The organism is Hydrogenophaga sp. (assembly GCF_036675665.1).
Classification (GTDB): domain Bacteria; phylum Pseudomonadota; class Gammaproteobacteria; order Burkholderiales; family Burkholderiaceae_C; genus Hydrogenophaga.
The window spans coordinates 56,086-82,020 of sequence record NZ_JAKFEO010000020.1; the positions used below are offsets into that span (position 1 = coordinate 56,086).

At 66.4% G+C, this 25,935-nt stretch carries 28 protein-coding genes; 7 read left to right on the forward strand and 21 right to left on the reverse strand.

Translation table 11 applies throughout. The features are described 5' to 3' along the window. Window position 1 precedes the first annotated feature (1 nt). The 3 genes from V6M63_RS09355 to V6M63_RS09365 all read right to left on the reverse strand — a co-directional run bounded on the left by V6M63_RS09355 (window position 2) and on the right by V6M63_RS09365 (window position 1,826). Window positions 2-295, reverse strand: coding sequence for a hypothetical protein (locus tag V6M63_RS09355; RefSeq protein WP_332741311.1), 294 nt, complete (start codon window positions 293-295; stop codon window positions 2-4). Between the two features lie 13 nt (window positions 296-308). After that, window positions 309-779, reverse strand: a complete 471-nt coding sequence (locus V6M63_RS09360; RefSeq protein WP_332741312.1) for a Spy/CpxP family protein refolding chaperone — start codon at window positions 777-779, stop codon at window positions 309-311. A gap of 66 nt (window positions 780-845) precedes the next feature. Further along, window positions 846-1,826 (reverse strand): LysR family transcriptional regulator, encoded by a 981-nt coding sequence (locus tag V6M63_RS09365; protein ID WP_332741313.1) that lies wholly within the window; start codon window positions 1,824-1,826, stop codon window positions 846-848. Between the two features lie 77 nt (window positions 1,827-1,903). Between V6M63_RS09365 and uraD the strand changes: the two genes are divergently transcribed. From uraD to V6M63_RS09380, 3 genes are read left to right on the forward strand one after another with little or no spacing between them, the layout of a single operon-like run. Beyond that, on the forward strand, window positions 1,904-2,485 hold the full coding sequence (gene uraD / locus V6M63_RS09370; protein WP_332741314.1) for a 2-oxo-4-hydroxy-4-carboxy-5-ureidoimidazoline decarboxylase: 582 nt from the start codon (window positions 1,904-1,906) through the stop codon (window positions 2,483-2,485). Further along, a complete protein-coding gene (locus tag V6M63_RS09375; RefSeq protein WP_332741315.1) occupies window positions 2,482-3,459 on the forward strand; it encodes a Bug family tripartite tricarboxylate transporter substrate binding protein in 978 nt (325 codons plus the stop codon). The genes uraD and V6M63_RS09375 overlap by 4 nt, the downstream gene beginning before the upstream one ends. 5 nt (window positions 3,460-3,464) lie before the next feature. Then, a complete protein-coding gene (locus V6M63_RS09380) occupies window positions 3,465-3,833 on the forward strand; it encodes a hydroxyisourate hydrolase (protein ID WP_332741316.1) in 369 nt (122 codons plus the stop codon). 3 nt (window positions 3,834-3,836) lie between these two features. On the opposite strand, the gene V6M63_RS09385 is transcribed toward V6M63_RS09380, so the two are convergent. The 8 genes from V6M63_RS09385 to V6M63_RS09420 form a co-directional block, all read right to left on the reverse strand. Then, complete coding sequence (locus tag V6M63_RS09385) at window positions 3,837-4,835, reverse strand: aldo/keto reductase (protein ID WP_332741317.1); 999 nt, start codon at window positions 4,833-4,835, stop codon at window positions 3,837-3,839. Window positions 4,836-4,840: 5 nt separating this feature from the next. After that, window positions 4,841-5,803 (reverse strand): Gfo/Idh/MocA family oxidoreductase, encoded by a 963-nt coding sequence (locus tag V6M63_RS09390; RefSeq protein WP_332741318.1) that lies wholly within the window; start codon window positions 5,801-5,803, stop codon window positions 4,841-4,843. Window position 5,804: 1 nt separating this feature from the next. Beyond that, window positions 5,805-6,671 (reverse strand): class III extradiol dioxygenase subunit beta, encoded by an 867-nt coding sequence (locus V6M63_RS09395; protein WP_332741319.1) that lies wholly within the window; start codon window positions 6,669-6,671, stop codon window positions 5,805-5,807. 88 nt (window positions 6,672-6,759) lie between these two features. Further along, the gene (gene ligA / locus V6M63_RS09400) at window positions 6,760-7,200 is read right to left on the reverse strand and encodes a protocatechuate 4,5-dioxygenase subunit alpha (RefSeq protein ID WP_332741320.1); all 441 of its coding nucleotides are present in this window, start codon (window positions 7,198-7,200) and stop codon (window positions 6,760-6,762) included. Window position 7,201: 1 nt separating this feature from the next. Then, a complete protein-coding gene (locus tag V6M63_RS09405; RefSeq protein WP_332741321.1) occupies window positions 7,202-8,134 on the reverse strand; it encodes an amidohydrolase family protein in 933 nt (310 codons plus the stop codon). A gap of 76 nt (window positions 8,135-8,210) precedes the next feature. After that, window positions 8,211-8,894: a 4-carboxy-4-hydroxy-2-oxoadipate aldolase/oxaloacetate decarboxylase gene (gene ligK, locus V6M63_RS09410; RefSeq protein ID WP_332741322.1), complete on the reverse strand. Its 684-nt coding sequence runs from the start codon at window positions 8,892-8,894 to the stop codon at window positions 8,211-8,213. Between the two features lies 1 nt (window position 8,895). Continuing rightward, window positions 8,896-9,930 (reverse strand): amidohydrolase family protein, encoded by a 1,035-nt coding sequence (locus V6M63_RS09415; RefSeq protein ID WP_332741323.1) that lies wholly within the window; start codon window positions 9,928-9,930, stop codon window positions 8,896-8,898. Window positions 9,931-9,967: 37 nt separating this feature from the next. Further along, window positions 9,968-10,684: a substrate-binding domain-containing protein gene (locus V6M63_RS09420; RefSeq protein WP_332741324.1), complete on the reverse strand. Its 717-nt coding sequence runs from the start codon at window positions 10,682-10,684 to the stop codon at window positions 9,968-9,970. 134 nt (window positions 10,685-10,818) lie between these two features. Between V6M63_RS09420 and V6M63_RS09425 the strand changes: the two genes are divergently transcribed. Beyond that, the gene (locus V6M63_RS09425; RefSeq protein ID WP_332741325.1) at window positions 10,819-11,721 is read left to right on the forward strand and encodes a LysR substrate-binding domain-containing protein; all 903 of its coding nucleotides are present in this window, start codon (window positions 10,819-10,821) and stop codon (window positions 11,719-11,721) included. A 7-nt stretch (window positions 11,722-11,728) separates the two neighbouring features. Here the strand turns inward: V6M63_RS09425 and V6M63_RS09430 are convergent, their stop codons facing one another. The 8 genes from V6M63_RS09430 to V6M63_RS09465 all read right to left on the reverse strand — a co-directional run bounded on the left by V6M63_RS09430 (window position 11,729) and on the right by V6M63_RS09465 (window position 20,389). Beyond that, complete coding sequence (locus V6M63_RS09430; protein WP_332741326.1) at window positions 11,729-12,631, reverse strand: DUF1932 domain-containing protein; 903 nt, start codon at window positions 12,629-12,631, stop codon at window positions 11,729-11,731. A gap of 119 nt (window positions 12,632-12,750) precedes the next feature. Next, window positions 12,751-13,737 (reverse strand): Bug family tripartite tricarboxylate transporter substrate binding protein, encoded by a 987-nt coding sequence (locus tag V6M63_RS09435; RefSeq protein WP_332741327.1) that lies wholly within the window; start codon window positions 13,735-13,737, stop codon window positions 12,751-12,753. A 44-nt stretch (window positions 13,738-13,781) separates the two neighbouring features. Next, the gene (locus V6M63_RS09440) at window positions 13,782-15,098 is read right to left on the reverse strand and encodes a TRAP transporter large permease (protein WP_332741328.1); all 1,317 of its coding nucleotides are present in this window, start codon (window positions 15,096-15,098) and stop codon (window positions 13,782-13,784) included. Between the two features lie 54 nt (window positions 15,099-15,152). Then, window positions 15,153-15,674, reverse strand: a complete 522-nt coding sequence (locus V6M63_RS09445) for a TRAP transporter small permease (protein WP_332741329.1) — start codon at window positions 15,672-15,674, stop codon at window positions 15,153-15,155. A 132-nt stretch (window positions 15,675-15,806) separates the two neighbouring features. Beyond that, on the reverse strand, window positions 15,807-16,844 hold the full coding sequence (locus tag V6M63_RS09450) for a TRAP transporter substrate-binding protein (protein WP_332741330.1): 1,038 nt from the start codon (window positions 16,842-16,844) through the stop codon (window positions 15,807-15,809). Between the two features lie 161 nt (window positions 16,845-17,005). Beyond that, on the reverse strand, window positions 17,006-17,992 hold the full coding sequence (locus tag V6M63_RS09455) for a PDR/VanB family oxidoreductase (protein WP_332741331.1): 987 nt from the start codon (window positions 17,990-17,992) through the stop codon (window positions 17,006-17,008). A gap of 22 nt (window positions 17,993-18,014) precedes the next feature. After that, window positions 18,015-18,764 carry a GntR family transcriptional regulator gene (locus V6M63_RS09460; RefSeq protein WP_332741332.1) on the reverse strand — a complete coding sequence of 250 codons (750 nt, stop codon included), beginning with the start codon at window positions 18,762-18,764 and terminating at the stop codon, window positions 18,015-18,017. A 536-nt stretch (window positions 18,765-19,300) separates the two neighbouring features. After that, complete coding sequence (locus tag V6M63_RS09465; protein ID WP_332741333.1) at window positions 19,301-20,389, reverse strand: aromatic ring-hydroxylating dioxygenase subunit alpha; 1,089 nt, start codon at window positions 20,387-20,389, stop codon at window positions 19,301-19,303. A 140-nt stretch (window positions 20,390-20,529) separates the two neighbouring features. Here V6M63_RS09465 and V6M63_RS09470 point away from each other — a divergent pair, with 140 nt between their 5' ends. Together V6M63_RS09470 and V6M63_RS09475 are read left to right on the forward strand one after the other, a co-directional pair. Beyond that, window positions 20,530-21,666: a 5-methyltetrahydropteroyltriglutamate--homocysteine S-methyltransferase gene (locus tag V6M63_RS09470; protein ID WP_332741334.1), complete on the forward strand. Its 1,137-nt coding sequence runs from the start codon at window positions 20,530-20,532 to the stop codon at window positions 21,664-21,666. Then, a complete protein-coding gene (locus tag V6M63_RS09475; protein WP_332741335.1) occupies window positions 21,663-22,253 on the forward strand; it encodes a 2-hydroxychromene-2-carboxylate isomerase in 591 nt (196 codons plus the stop codon). Before V6M63_RS09470 ends, V6M63_RS09475 begins: the two co-directional genes overlap by 4 nt. Window positions 22,254-22,256: 3 nt before the next feature. Here the strand turns inward: V6M63_RS09475 and V6M63_RS09480 are convergent, their stop codons facing one another. Then, window positions 22,257-24,092 (reverse strand): AMP-binding protein, encoded by a 1,836-nt coding sequence (locus tag V6M63_RS09480; protein WP_332741336.1) that lies wholly within the window; start codon window positions 24,090-24,092, stop codon window positions 22,257-22,259. Next, window positions 24,089-24,952 (reverse strand): amidohydrolase family protein, encoded by an 864-nt coding sequence (locus V6M63_RS09485; RefSeq protein WP_332741337.1) that lies wholly within the window; start codon window positions 24,950-24,952, stop codon window positions 24,089-24,091. Before V6M63_RS09485 ends, V6M63_RS09480 begins: the two co-directional genes overlap by 4 nt. Before the next feature lie 149 nt (window positions 24,953-25,101). On the opposite strand from V6M63_RS09485, the gene V6M63_RS09490 reads away from it, so the two are divergent. Next, the gene (locus tag V6M63_RS09490) at window positions 25,102-25,890 is read left to right on the forward strand and encodes a crotonase/enoyl-CoA hydratase family protein (RefSeq protein WP_332741338.1); all 789 of its coding nucleotides are present in this window, start codon (window positions 25,102-25,104) and stop codon (window positions 25,888-25,890) included. Window positions 25,891-25,935: the final 45 nt, after the last annotated feature.

A 25,935-nucleotide genomic window follows, 5' to 3' on the forward strand; every position in this document is an offset into this window, starting at 1 on the left:
GTCACATTGCGCTCAGCGCGCGGTGACGCACGATGAGGCGGCGCAGACGTTGCTGCGCACCGTTGTCCAGCCCGTCGAAGCGGTCCGCCACCGAGAGGAGGGCCGGCAGCGTGAGCACCGCTTCGTGGGGCTGGCGGCGCGACAGGCTGGCCCACAGGCCGAGCGCGTGCTCGCGGTCGAAACGCGGACCCCAGATCAGGGCCAGCAGCTCGTCGTGCGGGTCATCCACGCCGGCCAGCAGCGCCGGACCGTGGTCGCGCAGCCGTTGGGCGATCGTTTGCAACACGGGCGACATGGCGCTCACCGGTTCAACCGCGCGAGAACCAGCCCCTGCGCTTCTGCATGCGCTCGCGCACCTCGGCCTGCTGCGTCGGGTTGAGACTGTCGTAGAAGTCGGCCAGGGCGTTGATCACCTCGGGGCTGCTCACCTGCACCACGCGGGTTTTCTCGTCGAGCAGGCTCAGCGCACGAGCCCGGTCGAACTTCTCGCCCGCCACCAGGGCGCTGAATTCGGCGCGCGGATGGGGCGTCTGTCCGATCAGCGCGGTGCGCTGGGCCTGGACCTTGTCGGCGAGCACGTTGAGTTTCTGCTGCTGCTCGGCGTTCAGGTCGAGCTTGGCTGTCACGCGCTCGACCACTTTGCCGCGCACTTCTGCGATCTTCTCGGCGCTCATGGGGCCGCGTTCATGGTGGCCCCGCGTGCCGCAGGCGGCCAGGCCACCGATGGCGATGGAAATGCCGGTGAAGGCCATGAGCGAGCGTTTGATCCAGGGTTTCATGACGGTGTCCTTTCGGGACTGTTGAACATGACCGTGATGGTGCCGGCGACCGGGCAACCGGGGGTCTCAACGCAGTTTCGGTTTTTTTCGTTTTGTATCGGCGCCCACCACGCCCGCCGCGCGCACCCGGGTGAGGTAGTCGTTCACGTGCGCGCCCAGGCGCTCGGCCACCATGCGCGCGATGTGCGGCAGCGAGCGGCTCGCGCTGACGGCCACGCCCACGGTCTGCGGTTGAGCGCTCTTGTCCTTGAGTGGCACGAAGCACAGGGTGCCCGCGAGGATCTCGGGACCGGCATCGAGCTCGGAAGTCAACGCCACGTGACTGCCGCTGCGCACCAGGCTCTTGACGAGCTGCAGCGAGTTCGTCACCAGGGGCGGCCGGGCCTCTTCCAGCAGCCAGTTGTGGCGCCGCTCGAGGTAACGGCGGATCGCCAGCACCCGGCTCTGTGCGGCCAGCGGCCAGGCCGCCACGTCCTTGAAAGTCACCTGGGTCTGCGAAGCCAGCGGGTGGCCCGGCGCCACCACGCAACCCAGCGGCAGCTCGGCGCTGGCCACGATGTGCAGCTCGCGGCTGGGCTTGAGGTTGAAGGCCACCGCCAGGTCAACGTCGCCCGCGCGCAGGCGCTGCACCGCATCGTCGGTGCTGACGATGTCGACCTCCAGCACGATGCCGGGGTGCTCCTGCGCCACCGCGAGCACGAACTCGGGCAGAAAGCCATTGGTGTGGCTGTCCATCGCGGCCAGGCGCAGCTGGCCCTGGCTCACGCCCTGCAGGTGCTTGACGTCGGACAGCGTGCGGTTGAGGTCGGCCTTCCAGCGCTGCGAGAGCGCCAGCAGCAGCTCACCGGCTGCGGTCAGGCGCATGCCGCGCGGCAGGCGCTCGAACAGCGGCAACCCGAGGTCTTCCTCCAGCAGCAGGATGTGGCGGTCGATCGCGGAGGCGGAAATGGACACCTCGCGCGCGGCCGCCTGCACCGAACCCCACTGGGCGATCGCCGCGAGGTAGCGCAAGGCTTTCGGATGCAGGAGCTGGTTCAACGAACTCATGTGTTCTGACAATTCGAATGCAACGTGACCAATTATGCGATGGACAGCAATGCAATGCCCCCGCAAACTGCGCCCCGATGAGCACCCCGAAACCCGCACCCCTGGCCTGGACCGCGCTGGCGTCCCTGGATGAAGCCGCCTTCTGCGCGCGGCTGGGTCCGGTCGTCGAACATTCGCCCTGGGTGGCCCGGCAGGCGTGGGCCGCGCGCCCCTTCGCCCACTGGCAGGCGCTGCATGAAGCGATGGCACGGGTGATCCACGGTGCCGGAGAAGCCCGCCAACTGGCCTTGCTGCGCAGCCACCCCGAGCTGGCCGGGCAGGAAGCGCGGGCCGGCACCATGACCGCCGATTCGCAAAGCGAGCAGGGTCGCCTGGGCCTGCTGGCGCTGGATGCCACCACGGTGCAACGCATCGAGACGCTCAACCGGCGTTACCGCGAGCGCTTCGGCTTTCCCTTCATCGTCGCTCTGCGCTTGCACGACTCGCTGGCCTCGGTTCTGCAGGCCGGTGAAATGCGCCTGACAAACGACGACCGCACCGAACGCCACCACGCGCTGCAACAGGTCTGCGAAGTCATGCGCGGGCGACTGTCGCAGGCCGTGACACCCGATCTCCCCTCCCCCTCGTCCGCCACCACCCTTGCAGGAAACCTCTCATGAACACCCCACGCCGCCTTTTTCTGGCCACCAGCGCCCTGCTGGTGCTGGCCACGCCCCTGGTCCATGCGCAGGCCTGGCCGCAACAAAAGCCGATCCGGGTCATCGTCACCTTCTCGCCCGGTGGCTCATCGGACATCGTGGCGCGCCTGCTGCAGCCCGGCCTGCAGGAGAAGCTCGGCCAGATCGTGGTTGTGGAGAACAAGCCGGGTGCGGGCAGCACCATCGGCGCCAACGAGGTGGCGCGCGCCGTGCCCGATGGCTACACCCTGCTGCTGTCCAACACCGCGCCCATGAGCATCTCGCCGTTCATGATGGACAAGCCGCCCTATGACCCGGTCAAAGGTTTCACCCACATCGCCTACATCGGCTCGGTACCCAATGTGTTTGTGGTCCATCCGTCGGTGCCGGCCAAGACCATGCCCGACCTGGTGAAGTGGATCAATGCGCAGGCCAAACCGGTGAACTACGGCTCGGGCGGGGTGGGCTCCATCGGCCACATCGTGGGCGAGATGTTCAAGCAGCAATACAAGCTGAACATGGAACACGTGCCCTACAAGGGCTCTTCGCCCATGCACAACGACCTGCTCGGCGGTACGCTGCAGTTCGCGGTGGACACGCTCACGCAGAACGTGCCCTTCATGAAGGAAGGCAAGCTGATCGGCATCGCCGTCACGTCGCGCACACGCGCACCCATGTCGCCCACCGTGCCCACGGTGGTGGAAGCGGGCTACCCCAGGTTGGTGGCAGAGAACTTCCTCGGCATCTCCGCGCCCGCCGGCACGCCAGCGGATGTGATCGACAAGGTCAACAAGGCCGTGGCCGAGGTGGTGTCGCGGCCCGACGTGGCCAAAAGACTGAGCGATCTGGGCGTCGAGTCCGAACCGATGACATCCGCGCAGTTCACCCGATTCGTCACCGACCAGGTGAACGAGTGGGCGCCCGCCGTCAAGGCGTCTGGCGCGCGCCTGAACTGAGCGCCATGAGCGGCGGACTCTCCATTCACTGCGTGGACGTGGCCAGCGGCCGCGTCGCTGTCGGCCTGCGGGTGACCGTGACGCGTCTCGGACCCGACGGCCTGCCGCATGGCCCGGTGCTCGCCGAGGGGCGTGTGGGCACCAACGGCGTGTTGCAACACCCGGCGCTGATGAGCGATGCCATCAGCGCCGGTGGCTACGAGGTGTGCTTCGCGGTCGGCGACTTCTACCGCGACCAGGGGACGATGGCGCCCGATCCTGTCTTCCTGGACATGGTGCCCTATCGCTTTCACATCGCCGACGTGTCGCAGCACTACCACCTGCCGTTCAAGTTCACGGCCTGGGGCTTCTCTCTCTTTCGCGGCGGTGCCTGAAGCTCAATACGCTTCGGTATCGACCTCGCGGTTCGACTGCTCGTTGTAGCGGTTGCCGCTCACGGTCTGCTGGTTGATCAGCACGTCGAGCCTCGCGAGGACAGCCGCGTCCAGCTGCACGTCGCAGGCCCCCAGGTTGTCGCGCAGATGGTCCTCGCGCGAGGTGCCGGGAATCGGCAGGATGTCCTGCCCCTGGTGCAGCAGCCAGGCCAGAGCGAGCTGCGCCGGCGTGCATCCCACCTCGCTCGCGATGGCGCGGTAAGGTGGCAGCAGTTTGAGGTTGGCCGCGAAATGCTCGGGCGTGAAGCGCGGCATGGTGCGACGGATGTCCTTGGCGTCGAAAGCGTTCACGTCCAGGTCATCGCCACACAGGAAACCGCGCCCCACCGGGCTGAAGGCCACGAAGCTGATGCCGAATTCGCGGCAGGTGGCCAGCACCGCGATCTCGGGGTTGCGCGTCCACAGCGAATACTCGGTCTGCACGGCGGCGATGGGGTGCACCGCCTGCGCCTTGCGGATCGTGGCGGCCGACACCTCGGACAGGCCCAGCGCACGCACCTTGCCCGCGCGCACCAGGTCGCTCATCGCCCCCACGCTGTCTTCCACCGGCACCTGCTTGTCCCAGCGGTGCAGGTAGTAGAGGTCGATCACGTCGGTCTTGAGGCGACGCAGGCTGTCTTCGCAGTTCTTGCGGATGGTCTCGGGCCGGCCGTCGATCACGCGCTTCACGCCATCGTCGAACTGCACACCGGCCATCCCGCCCTTGCTGGCCAGCGTGAACTTGTTGCGATGCTTTGAAAGCACATTGCCCACATGCGTTTCGCTCGCACCGAAACCGTACAGCGCCGCGGTGTCGAAGTGCGTCACGCCCTGGTCGAGCGCGGTGAGCAGCACGCGCTCGGCCTGCTCCTTCGACACTGGCGCGCCGTAAGCATGGCAGATGTTCATGCAGCCCAGGCCGATGGCGCTGACCTGGAAGGGGCCGAGTTGTCGTTGCTGCATGGCGTTCAGCCGTTCGCGTTCAGCTGCTGTTCCAGCTTGTGCAGCACCTCGTAGCAGGCGAACACCTTGGCCACGCTCGAATTGGGCTCGCGGCCTTCCTGGATGGCGGCGAAGAACTCGCGGTCCTGCAGCTCGATGCCGTTCATGCTCACGGCCACCTTCGACACGTCGATCTTCTCTTCCTTGCCGTTGAACAGGTCGTCGTAGCGCGCGAGGTAGGTCGCGGTGTCGCCGATGTAGCGGAAGAAGGTGCCCAGCGGGCCGTCGTTGTTGAAGCTCAGGCTGAGCGTGCATATCGCGCCGTTGGCCGCCTTGAGCTGGATGCTCATGTCCATGGCGATGCCCAGCGTGGGGTGGATCGGTCCCTGGATGGCATAGGCCTGCACGATCGGGCTGCCGCACTGGTAGGCAAACAGATCGACCGTGTGCGCGGCGTGGTGCCACAGCAGGTGGTCGGTCCAGCTGCGCGCCTGGCCCAGCGCGTTGGTGTTGGTGCGGCGGAAGAAATAGGTCTGCACATCCATCTGCTGGATGTTGAACCTGCCGGCCGTGATCTCGTTGTGCACGTACTGGTGGCTGGGGTTGAAGCGGCGCGTGTGGCCGCACATGGCCACCAGCCCGGTCTGCTTCTGCAGCGCGATCACGTCCTGCGCGCCCTGGAGGCTGTCGGCCAGGGGAATTTCCACCTGAACATGCTTGCCGGCCTTCAGGCAGGCGATGGTCTGCTCGGCGTGCATCTGCGTGGGCGTGCAGAGGATGACGGCGTCCAGCTCCTTGAGCGCGAGCGATTCGGACAACTCGGTGGTGACGTGGGCTATGCCGTATTTGGCCGCCACTTCTTTCGTCTTGTCGAGGTCGCGGCTGATGAGCGAGACCACTTCCACGCCGTCGATGTTCTTGATGCCGTCCAGGTGCTTGATGCCGAAGGCACCGGCACCGGCGAGGGCGACTTTGATGGTTTTGCTCATGTCAGGTGTTCTCCAGGATCAGGTGGCCCACGGCCGTGTTCGACGCGGGCACATGGTAGAAGCGGCGCACCGCTTTCGGCTTGGCGCCGCCAGCCGCATCGGCCATGGCGCCACGGGCGATCAGCCACATCACGAGTTCGATGCCCTCGCTGCCGGCCTCGCGCACGTAGTCGATGTGCGAGATGTCGGCAGCGGCATCGGGGTCGTTGATCAGCTTGTCGAGAAAGGCGTTGTCGAACTCCTTGTTGATCAGGCCCGCGCGCGGCCCCTGCAACTGGTGGCTCATGCCGCCCGTGCCCCAGATCTGCACATTGAGATCTTCGTCGTAGCTCGCCACCGCCTTGGCAATCGCCTTGCCGAGGTTGTAGCAACGCCGGCCGCTGGGCACGGGGTACTGCACCACGTTGACCGCGAACGGGATCACCGGGCACGGCCAGGCTCCCTTGACCGGGTCCTGCTGGCCGCACATCAAGGACAGCGGCACGGTCAGGCCGTGGTCCACGTCCATCTTGTTGACGATGGTGAGGTCGAAGTCCTGCTGGATCACCGACTGCGCGATGTGCGCCGACAGCTCCGGGTGGCCGATGACCTTGGGCACCGGGCGGGGGCCCCAACCTTCGTCGGCCGGTTGGTACTCGGCGGCGGTGCCGATGGCAAAGGTGGGAATCATGTCCAGGCTGAACGCGGTGGCGTGGTCGTTGTAGACCAGAAAGATCACGTCGGGCTTGTTGTCCTTCAGCCATTGCTGACCGAACTCGTAGCCCTGGAAAACCGGTTGCCAGTAAGGCTCCTGCGTCTTGCCCAGGTCGAGCGCCGCGCCGATGGCGGGCACGTGGGAGGTGTAAACGGATGCGGTGATGCGTGCCATGGTCAGTTGTCCTCCCGCCGGGCCGCCCCAAGGGCGGACAGAGCCCCCTCGGGGGGCAGCGAATACACGAAGTGATGAGCGTGGGGGTTCATGGTTTTCCTTTGCCAGCGGAGCCTTGCGGTTGGCGGTGGGTCTGTGCATCGCCGCCTTCGCCGATCACTCGGTTGCCTTCGGCCGAACGCCCCCCGGCAATCATCATGTTGCGGTACTCCTCTTCGGTCATGCCGGTCATGGAGCCCGCCATCTGCTGGAAGCTCTTGCCGTCGGTGGCGCCGATCTTGGCGAGGAAATAGATGTTGCCGCCGAGGCGAATGCACCAGTTCAGATCGCGCGCGAGCACGGCCTGCTTCTGCTCTTCCGTCATGGCCCACTCGTCGAGGTAGGCGCGCTCGTCCTTCTTGAAGCGCTCGCGGTTCTCGGCTTTCATGAGGCTCATGCAGAACTGGTTGAGCCAGTAGCCTTTGCGGCTCTGCTCGGCGTCGAAGATGGTCGTGCCGGGCACGTCCAGGTAGGGTTTGTCCAAAGCCATGTCAGTTTTCCTCCGGCCAGTAAAGGCGCATGGGGTTGTCCACGAGCAGCTTCTTCTGAGCCTCGACCGTGGGCGCGATCAGCGGAATGAAGTCCACCAGCAGGCCGTCGTCGGGCATGTGGTCCTTCAGGTTGGGGTGTGGCCAGTCGGTGCCCCAGAGCACGCGGTCGGGGAACTCGTCCACGACACGGCGCGCGAACGGCACCACGTCCTGGTAGGCGGCCTGCTCGCCGTTCAAGGCCCTGGGGCCGGTGACGCTCAGGCGCTCGGGGCAGCTCACCTTGCTCCACACATTGGGGTGCTGGCGCATGAATTTCAGGAACAGCTCGAACTCGGGACCGTCCACCGGTTTGCTCACATCCGGGCGGCCCATGTGGTCCACCACCACGGTGGTGGGCAGCGCGGTGAAGAAGTCCCACAGCTCGGGCAGGTCCACCGCCTCGAAATAGATCACCACGTGCCAGCCCAGTTTCTGGATGCGCGCGGCGATCTCCATCAGCTCGTCCTTGGGTGTGAAGTCCACCAGGCGCTTGACGAAGTTGAAGCGCACGCCGCGCACGCCGGCTTTGTGCAGGGCCTGCAGTTCATCGTCGCTCACGCTGCGTTTGACAGTGGCCACACCACGCGCCTTGCCGTCGCTGTGCACCAGCGCGTCGACCAGCGCGCGGTTGTCGGCGCCGTGGCAGGTGGCTTGCACCACCACGTTGCGCGCGAAGCCCAGGTGGTCGCGCAACGCGAACAGCTGCGCCTTGCTCGCGTCGCACGGCGTGTACTTGCGCTCCGGGGCGTAGGGAAATTCGGCGCCGGGGCCGAACACGTGGCAGTGCGCGTCCACCGCGCCGGCAGGCAACTGGAAGCGCGGCTTGGAAGGACCGGCATACCAGTCGAGCCAGCCAGCGGTCTTGGTGAAGTCACCCGAAACAGGTTTGCTCATGAACAGCTTTCAAAAACGGATCGACCACCAACGAGGCGGCGAGGAGTGTGAGGCGGCGGGCCCAACCGGAGAAAAATCAGTCGATGTACCGCAAGCCAGCCTTCTCCAAAGGCTCACGCATCTTGTACATGTCCAGCCCCAGCACCCCGCTGGCCAGCTTGGCGCGCTTCTCACCCTCGAAGCTCTCGCGGTGCTGCGCAGCTTCCAGCGTGGTCACAGCGCGCGCCGCGGGCACGCAGACCACGCCGTCGTCGTCGGCCACGATCACGTCACCCGGCGTCACCAGCATGCCGGCACACACGATCGGAATGTTCACCGAACCGAGCGTGGCCTTGATCGTTCCCTTGCTGCTGATGGCCTTGCTCCAGACCGGAAAGCCCATGCGCTGCAGCTCCTTCACGTCGCGCACACCGCCGTCGATGATGAGCGCCCGCGCCCCACGGGCCTGGAACGACGTGGCCAGCAGATCGCCAAAGAAACCGTCGGTGCACTCGGCGGTGACGGTCGCCACCACGATGTCGCCCGGCTGTATCTGCTCGGCGGCCACATGCATCATCCAGTTGTCGCCGGGCTGCAGCAGCACGGTCACCGCCGTGCCACTCACCTGGCAACCCGGGTAGATCGGGCGCATGTAGGGTTTGAGCAGACCCACGCGGCCCATGGCCTCGTGCACCGTGGCCGAGCCCAGCGCGGCCAGGCCGTCGGCGGCAGCGCGGTCGGCGCGCTGGATGTTGCGGTAAACGACGCCGAGTTCGTACATGTCAGATCCCCTTCGCCTTCAGGCGTGTATCGAGCCGTGAAAACACCCGGCGCACATTGCCCTCGTAGATCTGGTGCTTGTCGTCCGCACTCAGGATCTTCGAGCCTTCGATGTAGCGCTTGGTGTCGTCGTAATAGTTGCCCGTGGTCGGGTCGATGCCACGCACCGCGCCGATCATCTCGCTGGCGAACAGCACGTTCTTCACCGGGATCACCGTGTTGAGCAGGTCGATGCCGGGCTGGTGATACACGCAGGTGTCGAAGAACACGTTGTTCATCACGTGCGTATCCAGCAGGGGTTTCTTCATCTCCTGCGCCAGACCCCGGAAGCGGCCCCAGTGGTAGGGCACGGCGCCGCCGCCGTGCGGGATCAGGAACTTCAGCGTCGGGAAATCCTTGAACAGGTCACCCTGGATGAGCTGCATGAAGGCGGTGGTGTCGGCGTTGAGGTAGTGCGCGCCGGTGGTGTGGAAGCAGGCGTTGCAGCTGGTGCTCACGTGGATCATGGCCGGCAGGTCGTGCTCCACCATCTTCTCGTAGATGGGGTACCAGTGCTTGTCGGTCAGGGGTGGGCTGGTCCAGTGGCCGCCCGACGGATCGGGGTTGAGGTTGATGCCGACCGCGCCGTATGCCTTGACGCATTTCTCCAGCTCGGGAATGCAGGTCTTGGGGTCGACGCCGGGGCTCTGCGGCAGCATGGCCACGGGCACGAAGTGGTCGGGAAAGAGCTCGCTCACGCGGAAGCACAGTTCGTTGCAGATGGCGGCCCAGGTGCTGGAGATGTTGAAGTCGCCGATGTGGTGGGCCATGAAGCTCGCGCGGGGCGAGAACAGCGTGATGTCGCTGCCGCGTTCCTTCATCAGCTTGAGCTGGTTGGTCTCGATGGACTCGCGCAGCTCGTCGTCGCTGATCTTGAGGTCCGCCACTTTGGGCATGACGGCCGGGTCCTGGATGCCCGCGATCTGCTGGTTGCGCCAGGCCTCCAGCGCCTTGGGGGCGGTGGTGTAGTGGCCGTGGCAATCGATGATGAGGCTCATGTTGTCTCCTGGGTTTCTTGTTCGGACCTGAAAGGGTTCACGCAGGCTCCATGCCCTGGCGTCGCTTGGCCTCGGCGGCCTGCGGCGCGGTCATGTGCTCGAGCATCGCGCGCACCGCTTCGGCCTGGTCCGTTTGCACCGGGATGCCGGCGGAAAAGGTGGTGATGATCTGGATGGCCGGGGGCAAGGGGCCGGCAATGGTGATGCCGCTCACGCCCAGCAGTTCGCTGAGCTGCTGGAAGCCCAGCTCCACGTTGCCGCTGGCCACGAGCGAGGCCACCGGCACGCCGGGCGGCGCCTGCACGATGCGCCCTTGCACCTGCTCGGCAATGCCCCAGCGTTCAAAGAGTTTGATCAGCGCCACGCCGCTGGGCCCGGTGGAATGGCTGATGCTGCGCGCGGCCAGCACGGCACTGCGCACCGCATCTTCCGAGCCCAGGTCGGGCACGGGGCTGCCTTCGCGCACGGCCGCGGCCACACCCGAGCGCATCAGATCCACCCGGCTGCCAGGCAGCAGGTGCCCGCTGGCGATCAGTTTGTCGATGGCGTCGGACGCCAGGATCACGACATCAAAGGCTTCACCGGCCTGCACCCGTTTGGCGGCGTCCACGCCACCCACCGATTCGATCGCCACCGACACGCCGCTGGCTGCCTCGAAGGCGGTCACCAGCTCGGCCAGCACCTGGCGCGTCGCCATGGACGAGATGCCTTTGAGGCGGGTGTAGACGGGGGTGGCGGCAGAGGTGTTCGGCATGGGTTTGGGGGGAGTCGGTGGATTGTGAACCTTGCCTCTCCGCGAGAAAAGTCACATGACCGGCTAGCAGCTAGAACGAAATTACATAACTATGATCAACACCTGTCGCCACCTTTCGTTCCACCGCCTGCACCATGGACCTCAAGCAACTCGAATACTTTGTGCGTGTGGCCGAACTGGGCAGCTTCACCCGGGCCTCGATGGCGCTGAACGTGGCGCAACCCGCGCTCTCGCGTCAGGTGCGCCTGCTCGAGGTGGAGCTGCGGCAGAACCTGCTGGTGCGCAACGGCCGGGGTGCCACGCCCACCGAAGCGGGCAAGCTGCTGCTGGCGCATGGGCGCGGCATCCTGCACCAGGTGCAGCGCGCGCGCGAAGAGCTGGGCCGGGTGCGCGGCGCGCTCGCCGGTCGCGTGGCCATCGGCCTGCCACCCAGCCTCGCCCGGGTACTCACCGTGCCGCTCACGCGCGCTTTCCGCGCGCAGTTGCCCGAGGCCAGCCTGTCCATCAGCGAAGCGCTGTCGGTCACCATGCAGGAGTGGTTGACCACCGGGCGGCTGGACATCGCGGTGCTCTACAACGCACAGCCCGCCGCCGAGATCGACATCCACCCGCTGCGCGACGAAGAGCTGCTGCTGGTGGAGCCGCGCCCGCCGGGGCTGAGCGAAGACCCGCCCACGGCCATCAGCCTGCGCGAGGTGGCCAGCCTGCCGCTGGTGATCCCCAGCCGGCCCAATGCGATCCGCATGCAGGTGGAGACCGAGATGGCCAACATCGGCTGCCGGCCCACCGTGGCGCTGGAGATCGATGGCGTATCGGCCATTCTGGATCTGGTGGCCGATGGCGCGGGCGCCGCCCTGCTCTCGCGCAACGCGGTGGCCAGCTCGATCCGCCCCTCGGCCTACCGCATCCGCACCGTCAGCCCGCCGCTGAAAACGCGGCTGTGCCTGGCCACCAGTTCGCAGCGCCCGGCCACGCTCACGCAGCAAAAGACGCTGGATCTGATCCGCCAGACGCTGGACACGCTGAACGCACGGTGAGACGCCATCAGGTGTTCGGCTTGCCGAGCACGTGCATGCGGTCTGCCCAGGCCCGCCAGTCCGGCTTGTCGGGCACATCGGCAAAGGCCCCGGCCCGGGCCTTGCCCGCCATCCAGTCGTGCTTGTCGGCAATGGCGCTGGCCATCATCGGCTCGAAACCTGCCTCTCGCACGGTCTGCGCCGCCTCGCGCATTTCCTCAGCGCGGCGCTGGCCGTGTTGCGCCACGCGGCTGAAGAAGTAACTGCCCTGCTGTTGCCAGTCGATGCCGGGAAAGGTTTCCTGCAGCGTGGCGATCATGGCGTCTTCCACACCATAGTGGCGCGCGGTGGCGTAGCTTTCCAGCACCAGCGCCTCCAGGCCCTTGATCATCACGCTGCGGCACATCTTGGTGGCCGAGGCCACGCCGATGCGCTCGCTGGCGACCTTCACGTCCATGCCCCAGGCCAGCAGCTGTTCGGCCAGCTCGCTCGCATGTGCGCCACCCAACAGCATGGGCACGCGCAGGCCGTGTGGCGGCACCGAGGTCATGACGCCGGCCTCCACGTATCGCCCACCGGCCGCGTCCACCAGACCGGCCGCTTCCTGCTTGGTGCCGGGGGAGGCGGAGTTCAGATCGAGGAAGAAGGCCTCGGGCTGGATGTCGGCCGCTGCCTCGAAGGCCACCGCCAGGGTGCTGGAAGCGGTGACGGCAGAGATCACCAGCGTGGCCTGGGCGCACAGCTCGGCAGCGCTGGCGCACACCTGCACACCTTGCGCCGCTGCAGCCGCGAGCAGCTCGCCGCGTTGCCGGGGGTCGTCGAACTTCAGGTCCCACACACCGACCCACTCGGCCCCGGCATCTTTCAGGCCGGCCGCAAAGATGCGACCCACCTCGCCGTAACCCACGATGCCGACGCGTTGAATGGTCATTGCGTTGCTCCAGATCCGCTACGCGAGAAGCGGCCCCTCAAGGGGTGCCGCGGAACCGGCTCTGCCGGGCCGCAGGCGCCGCCCCCTTGAAGGGGTCGCGCGCAGCGCGGCGGGGGTGTTCATTGTTTCGGGATACCCGCGCGCTCGATCACGGCACCCCAGCGGCGGATGTCGGAGGCCAGCAGCGCGGCGGTCTGCTCGGGGGTGGACGAGCGCGCATCGATGTTGAGCCCGCGCAGCTTCTCGCGCACGGCCGGATCGGCCAGGGCCGCGGCAATCTCGCGCTGCAGGCGGTCCACCACCGGGCGCGGGGTCTTCGAAGGCACGGCCAAAGCGTTCCATGACGAGGCGACGAACTCCTTCACGCCCGACTCCACCGCGGTGGGCACCTCGGGCAACACGATGGAGCGCTTCTCGCCGGTCACGGCCAGGGCACGCACCGCGCCACTCTTGATCTGCGTCAGCATGGGGGCCAGGATTTCAACGGCCACGTCGACCTGCTTGCCGCGGATCGCGCCGATCAGTGCCGGCGAGCCGTTGAAAGGCACGACTTGCACGTTGATGTCGGCGGTGCTCTTGAACAGCTCGGCCGCCAGGTTCTGCGTGCTGCCGATGTTGATGCTGCCGACGTTGAGCTTTCCGGGGTTGGCCTTGGCATGGGCAATGAGCTCACCCAGGGTCTTGAAGGGTGAGTCCGCGGGCACGACCACAACAATGTCGAAGTAGCCGAGCGTGGAAACCGGCGTGAAGTCCTTGACCGTATCGAACGGCAGGCTCTTGAACAGGCCGGCGGTGACCGCCGTGCCGTTGGACATGAGGAACATGGTGTGGCCGTCGGGCTCGGAGCGCGCCACCGTATCGGCCGCCACCACGCCACCGGCGCCAGGCCGGTTGTCGATCACCACCGACTGCGCGAGCAGTTCGGAGAGCTTCTGCGCCACGATGCGCGCGGTCAGGTCGCCCACGCCACCGGCGGCAAACGGCACAACGATGCGCAGCGTCTTCGACGGGAAGGCGGCTTGTGCGTGAGCAGGCCCGGCTGCCAGCGCGGTCAGGGAGAGTGCTGCGGCGAGCAGGGTGCGGCGTGCCAAGGTGGTCGGTTTCATGGTGTCTCCTCGGGTGATGAAAAAAAGGGAGGTCAGTCAGCGCCTCAAATCCGCAGCACGAACAGCGTGATGCCCGGGAACGCCACCAGGATGGCGGTGCGGATCATGTCGCTGGCCACGAAAGGCATGATGGCCCGGTAGGTCTGGGTGATGGGTGTGTCCCGGGCCATCGAGTTGATGACGAAGAGGTTCATGCCCACCGGGGGCGTGATCAGCCCGACTTCCACCACGATCAGCACCAGGATGCCGAACCAGATGGCGAACTCCTCCGGCGACAGACCGAAGTCCAGCACGGTCACGATGGGGAAGAACACGGGAATGGTGAGCAGGATCATGGACAGCGAATCCATGAAACAACCCAGGACCACGTACAGCAACAAGATGGCGACCAGCACCAGCCAGGGATTGAAGCCGGATGCCGCGACCATCTGCGCGGTTTCCTGTGGCAGTTGCGACAGTGCGAGGAAGGTGTTGTACACACCGGCGCCCAGCACGATCATGAAGATCATGCCGGTGGCCACCGCCGTGCCCAGGATCGCGCCCAGCAGTGTCCTGCGGTTCAGGCCACCACCCATCCAGGCCGCCAGGCCGGTGCCGAAAGCGCCGATGGCCGCACCTTCAGTGGGCGTGAACAGACCGCTGTAGATGCCGCCGACCACGGCCACGAAGATCAGCATCACGGGCCACACCTTGGCGGTGGCGGCCCAGCGTTCCTTCATGGGCATGGGCGGCATGGAGCCCACGTCCTGCGGCTTCACCCGGGCGTAGACCGCAATGACGATCATGTAGCCGAGCGCGGCCAGAATGCCGGGCACGAAGGCCGCGAGGAACAGCTTGGCGATGTTCTGCTCGGTCAGGATGGCGTAGATCACCAGCACCACCGACGGTGGAATCAGGATGCCCAGCGTGCCGCCAGCGGCCAGCGTGGCGGTGGAAATGCCCCCGGCATAACCCGCGCGCTTGAGTTCGGGCAAAGCCACCTGGCCCATGGTGGCGGCGGTGGCCAGGGATGAGCCGCAAATGGCACCGAAGCCGGCACACGCGCCCACCGCGGCCATCGCCACGCCGCCCTTGCGGTGACCGATCCAGGCCTCGGCCGCCTTGAACAGCGCCTGCGACAAGCCCCCCAGGGCCGCGAATTGACCCATGAGCAGGAACAGCGGAATGACGGAAAGCGAGTAGTTCGAGAAGGTGCTGTAGGTCACCTGCTTGAGCTGGTTGAAGATCGGCACCGAGCTGCCGTAGATGGCCCATGCGCCGCCCAGGCCGCACAGCAGCATGGACAGGCCGATCGGCACACGGATGAAGATCAGCAGCAGCAGGACCGGGAACGACCAGGCCGCGAGTTCGATACCGGTCATGCGGGGCTCCCGATCAGCAGGGTGAACAGTTGATGTGTCATGTTGGGGTGCATCTCAATGGCCGGCATTGGCATCGACCGTCCAGCCCGCGGGCTCCCGGGCCAGGCCGAGCTGGGTCAGGGTCTTGGCCGCGTAGCACAGGCAGCCCACGAAGGCGCCCACGAAACAGACCGCATAGGCCCACCACATCGGCATCGCCAGAATGAAGGTGGTCTCCAGGTATTCGCGCTTCTCCAGCATGCCTTCCCAGAGCTTCCAGGTGAGCACCAGCCACACCGCCAGCATCAGCACATCGCTGATCGCCACCACCGCGCGCTGGGCCCAGGCGGGCATGTGCATGTAGAGCAGGTCCACCGTGGCATGTCCTCCCTTGAGATAGCACCACGGCAGAAAGAAGAACACGGCAATGCCGGTGCCGATTTCCACCAGCTCGAAGTCGCCCGGCACGGGCCCCAGGCCCACGCCGATGAGCGCACGGCCCGAGACGCTGAGGACGATCATGAGCGTGATCGCGGTGAGCACGACGCCGCCAGCAATGGCCAGCCAGTTGGCCAGGCGGTAGATGAAACCAATCATTCGGAGCGCTTTCAGAAAAGGGGGCGGGAATCCAACACGGCATTGTCCGCCAACGGAGGCGGGCTCAAGCCGGGCTTCCCCCAACAAAAAGGCCGCCCCCGGTGGGAGGACGGCCTGCCACCGTTGTCCGGTTTACTTGGCGTACTTGGCGATCAGCGCGCGGGCCTCGGACACCAGCTTGGCGCCGTCGATGTTCTTGCCCTTCATCTCGTTGATCCAGTCGGTCTCCACCGTGGCTGCCGTGCGTCTCCACCGCTGGGTCTCGGCGACGTCCAGCGCCACGATGTTGTTGCCCGCCTTCTCGGCAATCGCGCGGCCCGCCTTGTCGCCGTCGTCCATCGCGCGGCCGAACATGGCAGCCGTTTCAATGCCCGAGTTCTTGTCGATCACGGCCTTGAGGTCTGGCGGCAGTTTTTCGTAGGAGGCCCGGTTCATCGAGAAAGCGAAGGTCTGTGTGTACAGGCCTTCCTTGCCGGCGAAGGTGGTGTGGTTCTTCACCAGCTCGCTCACCTTCAGCGCAGGCGTGACTTCCCACGGAATGGTGGTGCCGTCGATCACGCCTTTGGACAAGGCTTCTGTCACCGCCGGCACGGGCATGCCCACAGGGGTGGCGCCGAGCTTGGTCAACATGTTGTTGATGACGCGCGAGCCGCCGCGCACCTTCATGCCGCGCAGGCTCTCCAGGCCGGTCACCGGGGTCTTGGTGTGGAAGAGGCCTGGGCCGTGGGTGTGCACGGCGATCAGCTTGACGTCCTTGAATTCGTCGGCCGCGAACTTCTCGACATATTCCTGCAGCGCGCGCGACGACTGCTCGGCCGAGCCGCTCATGAAGGGCAGTTCGAATACCTCGGTCTTGTTGAAGCGACCGGGCGTGTAGCCCAGCACCGTCCAGGTGAAGTCGACGATGCCGTCCTTGGCCTGGTCGAACAGCTGCGGGGGCGCGCCGCCCAACTGCATGGCGTGAAACAGCTGGACCTTGATCTTGCCGCCCGACTCGGCTTCGACCTTCTGGGCCCACGGAATCAGTGCCTTGGCGGGAATGGTGGCTTGCGGCGGCAGCATCTGGTGCAGGCGCAAGGTCACGGTCTGGGCCAGGGCCGAGCCGGCAAAAGTGGCTGCGGCGATCGCGCCCAGGGCCAGCAGGGTGCTGCGGCGTTTGAGAAAGGTCATGGTTTGTCTCCAGCTAAGAGGATGGTTGAGCCCGGGTGATGGATGAACTCTGGGTGGAAGGTGCCCGGCCCCGGATCGCTTCTGTATTCGAACACCCGGACTGTGCATGGACCAGAGTGTTAACGCCAGTGTGTGAAGAGACTTTCAGTTATGCCGTTATTTTATGAAACTACCTCCTCTCGCCAGGCGGTGTCGAGCGTGATCCGCCCCACCACGCGCGACACACAGACGCAGATGCGCTTGTTTTCCTGCTTCTCTTGAACGCTGAGGAACACGTCGCGGTGGTCGATCTCGCCGTCCAGTGCCAGCACGTCCAGCGCGCACAGGCCACATTCGCCCCGGCGGCAGTCGTTCATCACCTCGATGCCAGCGGCCTCCAGCACCTCGATGAGCGACTGGTCGGGCGCCACGTGCAGTTCGGTCTGGTGGCGCGGCACGGCCACGTCGAAGCCGGCTGGCGGCAACTGGCCACCACTGCCGAAGGTCTCGAAGCGCAGGCTGGGCTCCGGCCGTCCGGCATCAAGCCAGCGCTGGCGCACGGCGTCGAGCAGGCGCGAAGGACCGCACACATACACCTGAGCACCCGATGGCAGTTCGTCGATGGCCCGGCCCAGGTCGAGCACTTCGCCCTGGTCCGACGCACAGGTGACCAGCGCATCGCCCAGCAGGGCGCGCAGCGATTCGGCGAACGCCAGCTCGGCGGTGGACCGCGCGGCGTACAGCAGCTTGACCGGCAGACCGCGTTTGACCAGCGCCTGCGCCATCGAGACCATGGGCGTGATGCCGATGCCACCGGCCACCAGCAGCGTGGCCGGCGCCAGGTAGGCCAAGGGGAAATGGTTTTGCGGCGCGCTCACCTCGATGCTGTCGCCCACCGCCAGTTGCCACATGGCGCGCGAGCCACCGTGGCCGTCCATCAGGCACTTCACGGCGATGCGGTAGCCCGCCGCATCCTCGGGCAGGCCGACCAGCGAATACGAACGCGTCTGCGGTCGGCCGGCCACGTTCACCTGCACCATCAGGTGAGCACCCGGTGCCCAGCGCTCGGCCGAACCTGCGGCCGGGGTGATGATGAATTCGCGCACGGTGGGGGTCACGTCGCGCAGGGCTGCGATGCGGGCGGTCTGCCAGTTGAGGTTGCTTTTCATGGTCGGTAGGGAGTGAAAGGTTTCAGCGGCGCCGGATCAGCTTGATCGCGGGCATGGAGGCCGGCGTGTGGCCGAGGGCGTGGCCGGCCAGCACCTCGCGCAGGTTGCGCTGGGCCAGGCGGGAGTGCTCGCGCATGATGGCTTCGGCGCGCGCGCCTTCGCGGCGCTCGATGGCGTCGAGCACCTGGCGGTGCTGGTCCTGCGCAACCACCAGCATGTCGCGCGCCTGTGGCGAATGCGCCTGCATCACCACGAAGCCCGAGGGCGAGGCAAACGGCAGGCTGGCCACGCGCTCGAGCTGGCGGGCGATGGTGGGGCTGTCGGCCAGCTCGTACACGAGGGTGTGGAATTGGCTGTTGAGCGCCACGTAGTCGGCAAAGCCTTCGTCGTTGAGCGCGGAGGCGGCGAGCACGGCATCGATGCGGTCCAGGCATTGTTTGGCCTCGGCCAGCACCACGCCCGGCGCGCCGCGTTCAGCGGCCAGCCGGGCGAGCAGGCCCTCCAGCGTGCCGCGCAGCTCGATGGCGTCCGCAATGTCGCGCTCGGAAAACGTCTGCACCACGTAGCCGCCGTTGGGCAGTGCCTGCAGCAGGCCCTCCTGTTCCAGGCGCATCAAGGCAGCGCGAATGGGGGTGCGTGAAACACCGAGGCGCTCCACGATGGCGAGTTCGGCAATGCGCGAACCGCCCGGCAACTCGCCGGAGAGGATCAGTTCGCGCAGCTGCAGCAGCGCTCGGACCTGGGCGCTTTCGAGAGGAGCTTCGGTGGTCATGGTGGAGTTCATTGGGGACAATTTCGCTCGCTTCTGGTTGGCGGTTGTCAGGGCTGCGCCCCAGGCGCTGTCGGCTTAAATGCAGTGGCCCTCGCTACGCGAGGACTACCCTGCGGTGCTCGTGCCATCAGGCAAGTTCGCAAACTCGCTTCGCTCAAACATGCGAACTTGACCGCGCTGCGCGCGGCAACCTGACGGCCCTGCGCTCCTCGGCACTGCATATGCGCCGCCATCGCCTGGGGCACAGCCCTGACGAGTTGCAGGTTTGGCGCTCCCCTGTGCGCATGCAAATACGCCGCTGGCCGAGGGCTCAGGCCATGGGGCTGGGGGCGCCTGTGCGCTGGCGAGGAGCGCAGCGGTCTCAGGTTGCCGCGCGCAGCGCGGTCGAACGCGCATGTCTGAGCGAAGCGAGTTTGCGCGTTCGCCTGAGGTCGCGAGCACCGGAGCGAACCCCGAAGGGGCTGCGCACTGAAGCTCCCAGCCCCATGGCCTGAGCCCTCGGCTCGCCAGCCAAGGAGGCACACCATGGCCACCACTCAGCCCACCCGCCGGATCGGAATGACCGTTGGCCCACCCCGCTCCGCATCCACCATGCGGTCGATCAAGCGCCGCGCCCACATCGCACCGGCGTCGATGTTGAGGTTGTAGAACTTGTGGTCCGGGTGCTCTTCAATGGCCTTTTGCTGGGCTTCGAGCACGAACTCGTCCTCGCGGAAGATGTTGGCCACGCCTTCGCGCAGCTGGTGCGTGAGGCGTTGCTCGCCCAGCGAGTAGTTGCGCGCAAACGCCCAGAAATACAGGCAGGTGCCGTCGGTCTCGGGCGTGATGGTGTTGAGCACATAGCCGTTCACGCCCCGGCTGCGATCGCCACCGTCCTGGGGAAGCGCACCGCTGCCGGCAGGCGCCACGCCCACATCGATGGTCACCGTGCACGGCGCCTCGAAGCGCACGATCTGCCAGCGGTCCACCGGGCCCTCGTAGCCGCGCGCGCCCTTGATCTGACCGGCCCAGAACGGTGGCGCCTCGATGTTCTCCATCCAGCGCGTCACGGTGGCAAAGCGCTCGCCGTGCGTGGCCACGAACGGGGCTTCGGCCACGGCGCGGTTGCCGATGCTGCTGCCGTGCACGAAGGTCTCGTGCGTCAGGTCCATCAGGTTGTCGACCACCAGACGGTAGTCGCACTGCACCCGGATCATCTTGCCGTCGCCAGCCCAGGCGGGGTCGTCGTTCCAGTGCAGATCGGGCACCAGCGCCGGGTCGGCCAGTGCCGGGTCGCCGGGCCACACCCACACAAAACGGTGCTTCTCCACCACCGGGTACGAGCGCACGCAGGCCGAGGGATTGAGCGTTTCCTGGCTGGGCATGTGGGTGCAGCGGCCTTCGGCGTTGTAGACCAGGCCGTGGTAGCCGCACACCACATCGTCGCCCTCGAGCCGGCCCATGGACAGCGGCAGCAGGCGGTGCCAGCAGGCGTCTTCAAGCGCGGCGGCCACGCCCGTGGTCTGCCGGTACAGCACCAGTTTCTGGTTGCAGATGGTGCGCGCCAGCAGGCTGCGACCGACCTCGACGTCGTACGCGGCGGCGTACCAGGCGTTCAGTGGGAAATGGGATTTTTCGGTGTTCATGGATACGCAATGTATACAGAAATGCCGATTTTGCGAAACACATTCTCACTTTCAGGACACTTTTCCCGATTCATGTATTCAATGATGGCGTCCATATTCGCTGTAAAGTCACCGCTCCACCCCCAAAACGAGGACGACACATGACACCGCGCAGCCACCCTCCCTTCCGCGCCGACCACGTCGGCAGCTTCTTGCGCCCGGCCTACCTGCTCGAAGCGCGCGACCAGTTCTTCGACCAGAAGAGCATCACCGCCGAGCAACTGCGCAAGGTGGAAGACCGCGCCATCACCGAGATCGTGAAGTTCCAGGCCGACGTGGGCCTCTCCTCGATCACCGACGGTGAATTCCGCCGCACCTACTTCCACATCGACTTCCTGGAGCAACTCGGCGGCGTGAAGACCGACATCCCGGTCACCATCGTCAAACCCGACGGCACCGAAGAGCTGGCGCCACCGGTGATTCGCGTGATCGACAAGGTGCGCCACGTCAAGAACATCCAGCTCGCCGACTTCCAGTACCTCAAGGCGCAGGTGGAAGCGCTGGGCCAACCCGGGCTCACGCCGAAGGTGACCATTCCCTCGCCGACCATGCTGCACTTTCGCGGCGGGCGCGCCGGCATCAGCAAAGAGGCTTACCCCGAGCTGGACCCGGTGTTCTACGACGACGTGGCCAAGGCCTACGGCGAAGAGCTGCAGAGCCTGGCCGACGCCGGCTGCACCTATGTGCAGATGGACGACACCAACATGGCGTACCTGTGCGACGAGCGCATGCGCGAAGCCGCCCGCAGCCGTGGCGACGATCCGAACGAGCTGCCGCACCGCTACGCGCAGTTCATCAACAAGGTGGTGGCGCACAAGCCCGCCGGCATGACCTTGGCCATGCACCTGTGCCGCGGCAACTTCAAGAGCACGCACGCGGCGGCCGGCAACTACGAGCCGGTGGCCGAGGCCCTGCTCAGCGAAATGAAGCTGGACGCCTTCTTCCTCGAATACGACGACGAGCGCTCGGGCGACTTCCGACCGCTGCGCTACCTGTCCAAGGACAAGATCGTGGTGCTGGGCCTGGTGACCACCAAGTTCGGCCAGCTGGAAACCAAGGACGCGCTCAAGCGCCGCATCGAGGAAGCCGCGAAATACGCGCCGCTGGACCAGATGTGCCTCTCGCCGCAATGCGGTTTCTCCAGCACGGTGCACGGCAACAACATCGCCATGGAAGACCAGCGCAAGAAGCTGGCGCTGGTGGTGGAAACGGCGAATGAGGTCTGGGGCTCTGCTTGAAGGCACCCCTGAAGTTCCACTTCGACTTCATTTCGCCCTTCGGCTACTTCGCCTCGCTGCGCGTCGAAGACCTTGCCGCGCGGCACGGGCGGGGGGTGGAGTGGCATCCCATGCTGCTGGGCGTGTCGGTGTTGAAGGTGATGGGCCTCAAGCCCTTGATGGAGACACCACTCAAGGGTCCGTACACCGAGCGCGATGTGCTGCGCTACGCGCGTGAGCACAGCGTCCCATTGCAGCGCCACCCGAACGACAAGGTGATGAACCCACTGATCAGCGGGCGCGCCCTGGCCTGGGTGAACCGACACCAGCCGCAGCGCGCGGCCGAGGTGGCACACGCCATCTACGGGGCCTACTGGGGCCAGGGGCTGGACCTGTCCACGCCAGGGTCGCTGATCCCCGTCGTGGGCGAAGAGCTTGCCCAAGCCGCCGCCAGCGACGAGGCCGCAACGCTGCTGCGCGCCGAGGTCGACGCCGCGTTGCAGGCCGGCGTGTTCGGCTCGCCCACCGTGGTGGTGGACGGCGAGCCGTTCTGGGGCATCGACAAGTTCGAGCAGATCGAGCGCTGGCTCTCGCGCGGCGGCTGGTGAGCGTCAGGCGAAGCGGATGTCGACCGGCACCGCGATGGCAGCCAGTGCCGCGCGCAACTGCCGCGACAGCTCTTCATCGGGCACACCACCGAGCGTGATCAGCGCACGTTGGCGACCGCTCTCGTCGCTGGCCTCGACGCGCACCGCACGGCCCGGTGCCAGTTCCCGCGCCATCTCGGTCAGACGGATCTCGATGGCACGCAAGCGCAGCGTGGGCTTGAACACCTTGCCGATGGCGGTGAGCGGCAGCGATTCGACCAGCACCACCCGCTTCGGGCAAGCCGGTCGTTCATACACCTGCGGCGCCACCTCGCGCAACAGCGCGTCGGCCTCCAGCCCCACGCCGGCGCGCAGCACCACGAAGGCCACCGGCACCTCGCCCGCGTAGGCATCGGGTTCGGCCACCACCGCGCACTGCGACACGGCGGGGTGCGCCATGAAAGCGTCTTCCACCAGGCCGGGGTCGATGTTGTGCGAGCCGCGGATGATCACGTCCTTGGCGCGGCCGGTGATGTGGACGCGGCCGGCTTCATCCAGATGGCCAAGGTCACCGGTGACGATCCAGCCCCGCTCGAACATGCCTGCATTGCGCTTCACATTCAGGTAGCCCGGGCTCACGTGCGGCCCGCGCAGCACCAGCACGCCGGTCTCACCCGCGGCACATCGCGCGTCCAGTTGCGCCACGCCATCGCGCCAGGGCACGGCATGCACCTGCGTGTAGGGCAGGCGCAGACCGGCCGAGCCAGGCGTGCGTGGCCCCCGAAGCGGTTCGATGCTCACCAACCCGGCGCATTCGGTCATGCCCAGGATGTTGCGCACGGGGATGCCGGTGGCGGCTTCGAAGCGCTGGGCCAGCTCGGCCGGCAGCGGCGAGCCACCGGTGAAAGCCGCGCGCACGCTCGAGATGTCCGCGCCCACCGGCACGCCCAGCAGGCTGGCCAGCACCGTGGGCACGCAGGCCAGGTGCGTCACGCGCTCGCGTTCGCAGAACCGCCAGTAGCGCTGCACGAAGCCCGTGTTGCGCATGCCGCCGAGCGTGGGCAACACCTGGCGCGCCCCGATGGCCAGCAGCGCGAGGCCATACACAAACGCGCCGGCCACGTGGAACAACGGGAAGCCGTTGAGCTCCACCGCCGTCTCGTCCATGTCGTAGAACGCAGGCGCGAACCAGGCCGTGTGCGCCTCGTTGCCGGCGGTGTGCTGCGCGAGCTTGGGCGCGCCGGTGGTGCCACCGGTGTGGAACAGCGCCACCACACGGTCGGGATGCAGGTCGGGCTCGAAGGTGAGCGCCTCTGGCTGCGCGGCCATCAGGTCCTGCAACGAGGGCCTGTTGGGCACCGCTGCATCCACCTCGATGGGCACGAGGACGGTGGCGTGCAGTGCCTGCACGGCCAGTGCCGTGGGCCACACCGCCAGTTCCTCGCTCGGCCCCAGGGCCACCAGCACCTTGGCGTTCGAGGCCTGCAGCAACGCGGCGATGTGATCGGGCTGCAGCAGGAAGTTGATCGGACACACGCGGCCCGCCAGCTGCGCGCCCCAGAGCACGGCGTGGGCCTCGGGCGTGTTGGGCGCGAGCATGGCCACGGCATTGGCTTCATGCACGCCGAGCGCACGAAAGGCATTCGCCGCGCGGTGGATGTTGGCCAGCAACTCGCGGTAGGTGACGCGCTGCGGCGGTGTGTCCAGCGACTCGTCGGGCAGGAACGTGAAAGCCTCGCGGTCCGGGAAACGCTCGGCGGTGGCGCGGATGAGTTCGTAGGGCGTGCAAGACGGCGCCACCTCAGCCAGCGGGCGCTGCTCCAGCGCCTCGATGTCGGCCAGGGCGGCGAAGGCCTTCATGCCAATCCGAGCAAACGCACCGCGTTGCCTTTCAAGATGCCGGGCATCACCTCGGGCTTGAAGCCAGCGACTTCAAAGTCCTTCATCCAGCGCTCGGGTGTGATCAGCGGGTAGTCGCTGCCGAACAGGATGCGGTCTTTCAGCAGCGTGTTGGCGTACTGCACCAGCTGCTTGGGGAAGTACTTCGGGCTCCAGCCCGAGAGGTCGATCCACACGTTGGGCTTGTGCGTGGCCACGCTGAGCGCCTCGTCCTGCCACGGAAAGCTCGGGTGCGCCATGACGATCTGCATGTCGGGGAAATCGATCGCCACGTCGTCCAGGTGCATGGGGTTGCTGTACTCCAGCCGCAGTCCACCGCCACAGCGCATGCCCGAGCCAATGCCGCTGTGCCCGGTGTGGAAGATGGTGGGCAGCTTGTGCGCGTTGATCACCTCGTAGATCGGCCAGGCCATCTTGTCGTAGGGGTGGTAGCCCTGCACCGTGGGGTGGAACTTGAAGCCCTTGATGCCCTCCTCCGCAATCAGCCGCTCGGCCTCGCGCGCCCCCATCTTGCCCTTGTGCGGATCGATGCTGGCGAAGGCAATCATCATGTCGCTGTTCTCGCGCGCGGCTTGCGCAATCTCTTCGTTGGGAATGCGCCGGCGGCCCAGTTGCGACTCGCTGTCCACGGTGAACATCACCAGGCCGATCTTCTTCTCGCGGTAGTAGGTCACCGTCTCGGCGATGGTGGGTCGGCGGTTGCTGCCGAAGAACTTGTCGGCCGCGCGGTCGTACTCCTCGCCGTAGTTGTCGAAGGGGTTGCGACAGCTCACTTCGGCGTGGGTGTGGATGTCGATGGCGATCAGGTTTTTGTGGTCCATGGTTGTCTCTCGGTGGTGGGTCAGACCTAGGGAAAACACGGGGGTCGGTCAGACGGGTTTGGCTTGTTTTGGTTATTGTTTATAACCATAATCAGCCCTCGATTCAAGCGAAAAAACCCCCGAACACGCGGCCGACGCCCCCACCCGACATGCCCATCCATTCCACCGACATCAGCCTGAGCCTGCAAGGTGCATCAAGCGAAATCGCCGTCATCACGCTCAACCGCCCGGCCAAGCGCAACGCGCTCAACGACGGCCTGATTCTCGCGCTGCGCGACATCTTTCAGGCCATGCCGCACGGCGTGCGCGCCGCCGTCATCCATGGCAATGGCGACCATTTCTGCGCCGGCCTGGACCTCTCCGAACTCAGCGAACGCGACGCCGGCCAGGGCCTGCACCACTCGCGCATGTGGCACAGCGCGCTGGAGTGCGTGCAATACGGCCCGGTGCCGGTGGTGGCGGCCCTGCATGGCGCGGTGGTGGGGGGCGGCCTGGAACTGGCCAGCACCTGCCACATCCGCGTGGCCGACGAGTCGGCTTTCTTCGCGCTGCCCGAGGGCTCGCGCGGCATCTTTGTGGGTGGTGGTGGATCGGTGCGCATTCCGCGCCTGATCGGCGCCGCGCGCATGGCCGACATGATGTTCACCGGCCGCGTCTACAAGGCACCCGAGGCCGAGCGCATCGGCCTCACGCAGTACCTGGTGCCGCAGGGCACGGCCCTGGACAAGGCCATGGAGCTGGCCACGCGCATCGCAGAGAACGCCCCCCTCACCAACTACGCGCTGATGCACGCGCTGCCGCGCATCGCCGAACAACCGGCCGACCAGGGCTACCTCACCGAAGCCATGATGGCCGCCATCGCGCAGAGCGACCCCGAAGCCAAGAGCCGCGTGCGCGCTTTCCTGGATGGCCGCGCAAACAAAGTGAAGAGCGACTGAGGTCGCTCGCCCCCGCGCCGCGAGGTTGACGAAGCCCCCCGCGCC

Coding starts and splice junctions, on each gene's coding strand:
- V6M63_RS09355 (WP_332741311.1), bottom strand. CDS start 295: ATGTCGCCCGTGTTGCAAACGATCGCCCAACGGCTGCGCGACCACGGT.
- V6M63_RS09360 (WP_332741312.1), bottom strand. CDS start 779: ATGAAACCCTGGATCAAACGCTCGCTCATGGCCTTCACCGGCATTTCC.
- V6M63_RS09365 (WP_332741313.1), bottom strand. CDS start 1,826: ATGAGTTCGTTGAACCAGCTCCTGCATCCGAAAGCCTTGCGCTACCTC.
- uraD (WP_332741314.1), top strand. CDS start 1,904: ATGAGCACCCCGAAACCCGCACCCCTGGCCTGGACCGCGCTGGCGTCC.
- V6M63_RS09375 (WP_332741315.1), top strand. CDS start 2,482: ATGAACACCCCACGCCGCCTTTTTCTGGCCACCAGCGCCCTGCTGGTG.
- V6M63_RS09380 (WP_332741316.1), top strand. CDS start 3,465: ATGAGCGGCGGACTCTCCATTCACTGCGTGGACGTGGCCAGCGGCCGC.
- V6M63_RS09385 (WP_332741317.1), bottom strand. CDS start 4,835: ATGCAGCAACGACAACTCGGCCCCTTCCAGGTCAGCGCCATCGGCCTG.
- V6M63_RS09390 (WP_332741318.1), bottom strand. CDS start 5,803: ATGAGCAAAACCATCAAAGTCGCCCTCGCCGGTGCCGGTGCCTTCGGC.
- V6M63_RS09395 (WP_332741319.1), bottom strand. CDS start 6,671: ATGGCACGCATCACCGCATCCGTTTACACCTCCCACGTGCCCGCCATC.
- ligA (WP_332741320.1), bottom strand. CDS start 7,200: ATGGCTTTGGACAAACCCTACCTGGACGTGCCCGGCACGACCATCTTC.
- V6M63_RS09405 (WP_332741321.1), bottom strand. CDS start 8,134: ATGAGCAAACCTGTTTCGGGTGACTTCACCAAGACCGCTGGCTGGCTC.
- ligK (WP_332741322.1), bottom strand. CDS start 8,894: ATGTACGAACTCGGCGTCGTTTACCGCAACATCCAGCGCGCCGACCGC.
- V6M63_RS09415 (WP_332741323.1), bottom strand. CDS start 9,930: ATGAGCCTCATCATCGATTGCCACGGCCACTACACCACCGCCCCCAAG.
- V6M63_RS09420 (WP_332741324.1), bottom strand. CDS start 10,684: ATGCCGAACACCTCTGCCGCCACCCCCGTCTACACCCGCCTCAAAGGC.
- V6M63_RS09425 (WP_332741325.1), top strand. CDS start 10,819: ATGGACCTCAAGCAACTCGAATACTTTGTGCGTGTGGCCGAACTGGGC.
- V6M63_RS09430 (WP_332741326.1), bottom strand. CDS start 12,631: ATGACCATTCAACGCGTCGGCATCGTGGGTTACGGCGAGGTGGGTCGC.
- V6M63_RS09435 (WP_332741327.1), bottom strand. CDS start 13,737: ATGAAACCGACCACCTTGGCACGCCGCACCCTGCTCGCCGCAGCACTC.
- V6M63_RS09440 (WP_332741328.1), bottom strand. CDS start 15,098: ATGACCGGTATCGAACTCGCGGCCTGGTCGTTCCCGGTCCTGCTGCTG.
- V6M63_RS09445 (WP_332741329.1), bottom strand. CDS start 15,674: ATGATTGGTTTCATCTACCGCCTGGCCAACTGGCTGGCCATTGCTGGC.
- V6M63_RS09450 (WP_332741330.1), bottom strand. CDS start 16,844: ATGACCTTTCTCAAACGCCGCAGCACCCTGCTGGCCCTGGGCGCGATC.
- V6M63_RS09455 (WP_332741331.1), bottom strand. CDS start 17,992: ATGAAAAGCAACCTCAACTGGCAGACCGCCCGCATCGCAGCCCTGCGC.
- V6M63_RS09460 (WP_332741332.1), bottom strand. CDS start 18,764: ATGACCACCGAAGCTCCTCTCGAAAGCGCCCAGGTCCGAGCGCTGCTG.
- V6M63_RS09465 (WP_332741333.1), bottom strand. CDS start 20,389: ATGAACACCGAAAAATCCCATTTCCCACTGAACGCCTGGTACGCCGCC.
- V6M63_RS09470 (WP_332741334.1), top strand. CDS start 20,530: ATGACACCGCGCAGCCACCCTCCCTTCCGCGCCGACCACGTCGGCAGC.
- V6M63_RS09480 (WP_332741336.1), bottom strand. CDS start 24,092: ATGAAGGCCTTCGCCGCCCTGGCCGACATCGAGGCGCTGGAGCAGCGC.
- V6M63_RS09485 (WP_332741337.1), bottom strand. CDS start 24,952: ATGGACCACAAAAACCTGATCGCCATCGACATCCACACCCACGCCGAA.
- V6M63_RS09490 (WP_332741338.1), top strand. CDS start 25,102: ATGCCCATCCATTCCACCGACATCAGCCTGAGCCTGCAAGGTGCATCA.